Raw genomic sequence first — 6849 nt, 5'->3', positions numbered from 1 at the left:
AACCGAAACGTCAACCTTTTCGATCGACCGATTTTTAAAAGGTCTTCACCACAGAGACATGGAGAACACAGAGAAGGGTTTTGTCGGATATCCCCTCATTTTCCCGATTTCCATCCCCCAAAGAGGTCGATTTTTGGGGAAATTCAGTCAACACCGAGAGATTTTTTGGGAAAATTTTACAGGTTCGATCGAGATGTTATCCGCCGAAACCCTTGATATATCTAGGTTTTGATTTTTTAAGCAACCTTTGAGACAGATTTTCACTCATAACACGCTATTTTTAAATTAACAGTTGGAAGCGAAAACGTCAAGGGTTTCTCCTAACAAAAATCCCAAAAACGAAGCCAATCTCCAAAACACTTTCACTCTCAACTCTCCACGCCAACCTCTCAATTACCAAAAGGTTTCTTCTTCCCGAAACGAAAGCGTTGGGTAAGAAATTCCCATCTCAGACAAGGCGGCTTTGGCGCGTCGAATCAAATCGGTTTTATACAGAAACTCGTCTCGCGCGTCGATGGGATAGCATTTGAGTTTGAAATGGGTTCCCCAGGGGCTTTCTTCGATAATCACTAAAATCGGGAAGTCGATTTGGGTGTACTTGCTGGTTTGGGCAGTTCGTTCGAGGATTTTGCGGACGCGATCGATCTCGATATCGTGGGCGAAGTAAAAATCCACAACCGTTTGAGCTTCCACGTTCCCCTTATTAGCGTTGACGATCGCATCCGTCCAGATTTTATTGTGGGGAATCGACACGATATCGTCGTTGGGGGTGCGAATGCGGATGCCCCGCAAACCGTAATTGATGATTTCCCCGTATTGGTTTCCAATCGTGACGCGATCGCCCACCTGATAGGGACTTTCAAACAACGCGATAATTCCCGCAATCACCGAACTGGCATAGTCTTTAAAGGCAAATCCCAAAGCGACGGCGACCGTTCCGGTAATGGCGATGAGGTTGTTGGCCGAAAAGTCGAGAAACAACCCCAGCAAAACGACAATTGCCAATCCTAAAACAAAAGCTTGCCAAAACGGGAGCGATTGGGCGATGGCTAATCGGAAACGCAGGGGAACTTTTTCTGCCAACCACCGCACGAATTTATCGATCGCCACAGTACTGAAATAGGCGATGGCGACAATGGCGATCGCCTGAACCAGTTTTAGGGCGGTAATCTCTTTAAAAATTTCGGCGGCGTCGTTGGCAGCGTTTCCGTTACTTTGCGCCAGCCAAAACAGAGGAGAACTCAACCCGGTCACGATTTCAAGTCTCCGATGCGAAATTGATTGTTACTTAAATCTCGATATAACCGGGGATAGTGGGCGGGTTCGAGTTCCCACAATTCCTCCTGTTGTCGAATTAAAGAAGAAGATTGCAGCCGACGCACTCGTTGAAACACTTCGAGGGGGGTATCTCCGAGAGTTTTGGCTAAGTCTTCGACGCTGGTTTTTCGATGTAAACCCAGGGAATAGAGAAGAAATCGATCGTCTTTCGTTAAAAGGGGAAGTTCGGGAAGTTGGGGACGTTCGGCGAAAATCCCCGCTTCTCCTTCGAGGTGGTGGAGCGATCGCAGCCACAAATTCGCCGCCACCGCCGCACTTCCGAGCGACAGTTCGGCGAGACGGTGGAAATAGGATTTTTCGGGTTTCGAGTTCCAGAAGTCCTCTTCGAGTTCGCCGTTTTCAAAATTTCCATTTTCCGGTTCTTTTTCAAACTGACAATCGGCGAGGTGACAAACGGGAGACAACCAGATTTTTAACTCTTCCGGGGAAAGAGGCGGTAAGGCGACGGGTTCGGGAAAACTCACCGACAGATTACAAATACGATCGAGATAGTTCCAAGCCCATCGATCGCATCCCATCAACCAAAATCGCGATCGATCGCGCAAGACGTATTCCTGTAAAACGTCGATACTGTCCAATCCATCAACGCAGCGTAAAAAACAGCGACTCAAATCGGGAATCACCATAACGAGATTGCGATCGATCGAACCCATAAACTCCGATTCCACCGTTTGACGAAGTTGTTCGATTGTCGCCGAAACATCGTGGGGAGAAATCACCTCAGTTACCGTTTTAATCAGTAAAACCCCATCGTATCCCCAAGAGAAAAGCGTATTTTCCAAAAGTCGCGGCAAGACTTCAACAGGAGATCCCAAAACCGCCAGTCCGTTGGGAGCCGTTTCGTCCTGTTGCCACTGTTTCAACCGCTGCGAAAGGATCGATCGCACCTCCTCACAATAAGGATTAGGCGAATCCAGTTCCAGAAGGCGATCGATCAGCTTTTGACGAAGCGTAAAATTCAAAGGAATTCGATCGGCATCAGAAAACTTCGCTTCCAACTCAGCAGCCTGTTCCTTTAATTTCGCCTGAGCCTTGGGAAACCACGATCGCACGCGAGCCAAAAAATTGCCGATTTGGACTTCCATTTATCCCCGTCTGACAACTTGCGTAGCGGTGGCTTGTTCCGTGGGAACCACTAACACCTCACTAATATTGACGTGGGGCGGACGACTCGCACAAAATAAAACAATATCCGCGATATCCTCTGGCGTTAACGGCGTCAAATTTTCATAAACCTTTTTCGCCCGTTCCCTATCCCCATGAAATCGCACATCACTAAACTCCGTTTCCACCAAACCCGGATCGATTTCGCTGACGCGAACCGAACTTCCCAATAAATCCTGTTTCAACCCTTGCGTAATCGCGCGAACCGCTGCCTTCGAGGCACAATAAACATTCCCGTTAGGATAAGCATGTCGTCCGGCGATCGAACCGATATTAATAATATGTCCGCCATCGCGTTCCACCATTCCCGGCGCCACCGCGCGAGTCACATAAAGCAATCCCTTCACGTTGGCGTCAATCATCTCTTCCCAATCGTCGATATCCCCCTCCTGAAGCTTGTCCAGTCCTCGACTCAATCCAGCATTATTAATTAAAATGTCGATATCTTTCCAATTTTCGGGTAACGCAGCCAGAGTTTCCGCCACTTGTTGGCGATCGCGAACGTCCAGTTTCAGGAGACGAACATCAGTTCCATGATGTCGGTGTAAATCGGCGGCGAGGGTTTCGAGTCGATCGAAGCGACGGGCTGCTAAAATCAGTTTGGCACCCGCTTCCGCAAAGAATTTCGCACAAGACGCTCCGATTCCGCTGCTGGCTCCCGTAATTAATACGATTCGATCTTTGACAGACCCCATCACAGATCCTTTCACGTTTCGACTTTCTCAGTTTAGGACATTTTTTTCGAGAAACCGTTGCCAGAAATAGGGTTTTTGAAGGAAATCCGTTTTTGACGCTCTCTCAAAACCTCAAAAAAATCGGCGCCCAAGAAAAGATTGACATTTCCGGTTCGACGAGCTAAACTGAAACTAGAAGCCATGGGCTGAACCTGAATATACGCTTGATTTTTTATTCAACGCCTCCCCAGAGAAAATCAAGACTTTTCCCAATTTGAGTTTCCCACTTGAGAGATTCCAAATTTCTGGAGATTTCCCCAACTCGAAACATCCCAGACGGGAGCAATTTCTCCATTTCCCATGCGGGAAACTGAGTTTCTCCAAAAAACGGTGTCAGACTCTCTCAAAACCTTAAAAAAAATCGGCGCCCAAGAAAAGATTGACATTTCCGGTTCGACGAGCTAAACTGAAACTAGAAGCCATGGGCTGAACCTGAATATACGCTTGATTTTTTATTCAACGCCTCCCCAGAGAAAATCAAGACTTTTCCCAATTTGAGTTTCCCACTTGAGAGATTCCAAATTTCTGGAGATTTCCCCAACTCGAAACATCCCAGACGGGAGCAATTTCTCCATTTCCCATGCGGGAAACTGAGTTTCTCCAAAAAACGGTGTCAGACTCTCTCAAAACCTTAAAAAAAATCGGCGCCCAAGAAAAGATTGACATTTCCGGTTCGACGAGCTAAACTGAAACTAGAAGCCATGGGCTGAACCTGAATATACGCTTGATTTTTTATTCAACGCCTCCCCAGAGAAAATCAAGACTTTTCCAATTTCCCCCGAGACCCCTAGAATTTCCAAGATTCTGGGGGTCTTGCGAATCGTAACCCCACACAGCCAATCCCGTCGAAGTGAGAGAAGATGCAAAACGCGACGAGCATTGATGCTAGGATTTGGACTTACGCGATCGCAAAATCAAGGCTGTGCGACAGACTGTAACCCTACCCGAAATCGAACTATCCTATCTCGAATGGGGCGTTTCCGGAAACGAACCCGTCTTATTGCTACACGGACTCGCAGACCATGCGGGGGTGTGGTCGAATTGCGGCGAATCCCTTTCCTCAGCCTATCACGTCGTCGCCCCAGACTTGCGGGGACACGGCAACAGTAGCAAACCCAAAACCGGATATCGATCGATCGATATTATCCGAGACTTACAGCATTTAATGCAACATTTCGGCTGGAATTCCGCTCACATTGTCGGACATTCGTGGATGGGAAAAGTGGTGCCAAAGTGGGCAACCTTACACCCCGAACAGTTTAACACTGCCGTACTCGTCGATCCCTTTTTCATCGGCAAACTTCCCGAATTGTTTCGCCTTACCTTTCCCTTCCTTTACCGCGTGTTACCCTTTCTCAAAGGCATGGGACCCTTTGAAACCTACGACGCCGCCGTAGAACGAGCCAAAACCCTAAAACAGTATCGCGGCTGGAGTGCCTTACAACAGAACGCCTTCAAAGAAAGTATCGAAGAAAAACCCAACGGAACTTGGGGCAGTAAATTCACCGAAGACGCCAGAGACGGCGTATTTGAAGACGTAATGTTAGTGTCAGGATTGACCCAAGAAATCGACGTTCCGACCCTGTTCGTCAAACCCCTCGAAGGACTCAACCGAACCGCCTTTCAACTGAAGCCCTACCGTCGATATTTAAAAAAACTAGAAATCCGGGAAGTTCCCGGCAATCACTGGGCGTTTTTAGTCGAACCCGAAGCTTTTAGCGTCACCCTTTTAGAGTATTTCAAACAACACCCAGTTTCCCCGTAAAATCATTGTAAATTTATCATCAATTGAATCGATCGCATGAAATTTTCACTCCCTCGACAACGATTTTACCAAGAAATCAACCGAGACGACGATAACATCGACTTAGCCGTCGCCGCCTTGTGCATCGCCTGGGAAGAATATCCCGAACTCGACATCGAGAAATATCTCAACACCTTAGACACAATGGCATCAGAAGCCGCCAAAAAACTGCCCGCCGAACGCTATCCCATGCGGGTGATTAAAGCCCTCAACGAATATCTATTTGACGACTTAGGATTTCAAGGCGATCGAGACGATTATTACAATCCCCAAAACAGCTATCTCAACGATGTCATCGACAGACGGTTAGGAATTCCCATCAGTTTATCTTTAGTCTATTTAGAAATTGCCAAACGCCTCGATTTTCCGATGGTAGGCATCGGAATGCCGGGACATTTCATCATCCGCCCCAACTTTGAAGACGCGGGAATTTTCATCGATGTCTTTAACGGCGGCGAAGTAATGTTTCCCGAAGATTGCGAAAACCGCCTGCGTCAAGTGTACGGACAACCAATTCGATTTCGTCCCGAATTTCTCGAACCCATTAGTTCGCGACTGTTCCTCGTGCGGATGCTAACGAACTTAAAAGCCGTATATATTTCCAAACAGGAAATGTCCAAAGCCTTAAGTGCGATCGAGCGAATTTTGCTATTAAATCCCGATTCCATCATGGAACTACGCGATCGCGGACTCTTGTACTACCAAGCCGGACGGTCAGTCGAAGCCACCCAAGACTTAGAACGTTACCTCGAAATGCGTCCCAACGCCCCCGACGCCTCCACCATTCAACAGTTACTAAAAAAACTCGATCGATAACAACTTTATCTTAAAAAATCCAGGGTATTTATCTGCCTAAAATACCCCGACCGTCCTCGGGGCGAACCGCCGTTCGCCCCGACCCCCAATCCCGTTAACCGCTCCCTTTCTCCACTAAAATAGTGAATCGCTCACATTAACAGAGGAAGACCAAATGGAGGCGAAACCGGAAAACTTGCAACAGCTTAAAGATAAAGTGGCAGTCGTCACTGGCGGGTCTCGGGGAATCGGAAAAGCCACCGCCCTCGCCTTAGCCGCAGAAGGGGCGAACGTAGTCGTCAACTACGCCAGTTCCAGTACCGCCGCCGACGAAGTGGTGAAAACCATTCAAGAAATGGGAGGCGAAGCGGTGGCCGTCCAAGCAGACGTATCCAACGCCGAACAAGTGGACGCCTTAGTGAAAGCCACCACCGAAAAATGGGGCAAAATTGACGTTTGGGTGAACAACGCCGGAATCACCCGCGATACCCTGTTGCTGCGGATGAAACCCCAAGACTGGCAGGTGGTTATCGATTTAAACTTAACGGGGGTGTTTCTCTGCACCCGAGCCGTCAGTAAACTGATGTTGAAGAAGAAAACCGGCCGCATCATCAACATCGCCTCCGTCGCCGGACAGATGGGGAACCCCGGACAAGCCAACTACAGTGCAGCCAAAGCCGGCGTCATCGGATTTACCAAAACCGTGGCCAAAGAGTTAGCCAGTCGCGGCGTCACAGTAAACGCCGTTGCACCCGGATTCATCGAAACGGACATGACCGAAGGCTTAGCCGCTGACGAAATCCTCAAAGCGATTCCTTTGGGACGGTATGGAAAAGCCGAAGAAGTGGCGGGATTGATTCGCTTCCTGGCGGCGGACCCGGCGGCGGCGTACATCACCGGACAAACCTTTAACGTCGATGGCGGAATGGTGATGGCGTAATTCTCCGCAATCGGAGGAAGTCACTGACCCCGCGCTAAAGCGACGGGGCTTGGGAGCAGCCAGGTTCCCGTAGT

The 6849-nt window shown here is 48.6% G+C and carries 6 protein-coding genes; 3 read left to right on the top strand and 3 right to left on the bottom strand.

Annotation, left to right across the window (positions count from 1 at the left end):
* Positions 1 to 393 precede the first annotated feature (393 nt).
* From ACP5D4_RS15925 to ACP5D4_RS15915, 3 genes are read right to left on the bottom strand one after another with little or no spacing between them, the layout of a single operon-like run.
* On the bottom strand, positions 394 to 1254 hold the full coding sequence (locus tag ACP5D4_RS15925) for a mechanosensitive ion channel family protein (protein ID WP_428012612.1): 861 nt from the start codon (positions 1252 to 1254) through the stop codon (positions 394 to 396).
* Positions 1251 to 2423 (bottom strand): hypothetical protein, encoded by a 1173-nt coding sequence (locus ACP5D4_RS15920; protein WP_428012611.1) that lies wholly within the window; start codon positions 2421 to 2423, stop codon positions 1251 to 1253. Before ACP5D4_RS15920 ends, ACP5D4_RS15925 begins: the two co-directional genes overlap by 4 nt.
* Positions 2424 to 3197 carry an SDR family oxidoreductase gene (locus ACP5D4_RS15915; RefSeq protein ID WP_428012630.1) on the bottom strand — a complete coding sequence of 258 codons (774 nt, stop codon included), beginning with the start codon at positions 3195 to 3197 and terminating at the stop codon, positions 2424 to 2426.
* Positions 3198 to 4149: 952 nt separating this feature from the next.
* Between ACP5D4_RS15915 and ACP5D4_RS15910 the strand changes: the two genes are divergently transcribed.
* The 3 genes from ACP5D4_RS15910 (at position 4150) to fabG (ending at position 6775) form a co-directional block, all read left to right on the top strand.
* Positions 4150 to 5001 (top strand): alpha/beta fold hydrolase, encoded by an 852-nt coding sequence (locus tag ACP5D4_RS15910; protein ID WP_428012629.1) that lies wholly within the window; start codon positions 4150 to 4152, stop codon positions 4999 to 5001.
* Positions 5002 to 5037: 36 nt separating this feature from the next.
* On the top strand, positions 5038 to 5856 hold the full coding sequence (locus ACP5D4_RS15905) for a SirB1 family protein (protein ID WP_428012610.1): 819 nt from the start codon (positions 5038 to 5040) through the stop codon (positions 5854 to 5856).
* Positions 5857 to 6010: 154 nt separating this feature from the next.
* Entirely contained in the window at positions 6011 to 6775 is a 765-nt protein-coding gene (gene fabG / locus ACP5D4_RS15900) for a 3-oxoacyl-[acyl-carrier-protein] reductase (RefSeq protein WP_428012609.1), read from the top strand.
* Positions 6776 to 6849 lie beyond the last annotated feature (74 nt).

Origin of the sequence: Baaleninema sp. (genome assembly GCF_049974805.1) — a bacterium.
GTDB lineage: Bacteria > Cyanobacteriota > Cyanobacteriia > Cyanobacteriales > Geitlerinemataceae > Baaleninema.
This window is presented reverse-complemented; position numbering and strand designations above follow the sequence as displayed.

Excerpts from the sequence above, each read along its gene's own strand:
- ACP5D4_RS15920 (WP_428012611.1), bottom strand. The coding sequence starts at position 2,423 with ATGGAAGTCCAAATCGGCAATTTTTTGGCTCGCGTGCGATCGTGGTTT.
- ACP5D4_RS15915 (WP_428012630.1), bottom strand. The coding sequence starts at position 3,197 with ATGGGGTCTGTCAAAGATCGAATCGTATTAATTACGGGAGCCAGCAGC.
- ACP5D4_RS15905 (WP_428012610.1), top strand. The coding sequence starts at position 5,038 with ATGAAATTTTCACTCCCTCGACAACGATTTTACCAAGAAATCAACCGA.
- fabG (WP_428012609.1), top strand. The coding sequence starts at position 6,011 with ATGGAGGCGAAACCGGAAAACTTGCAACAGCTTAAAGATAAAGTGGCA.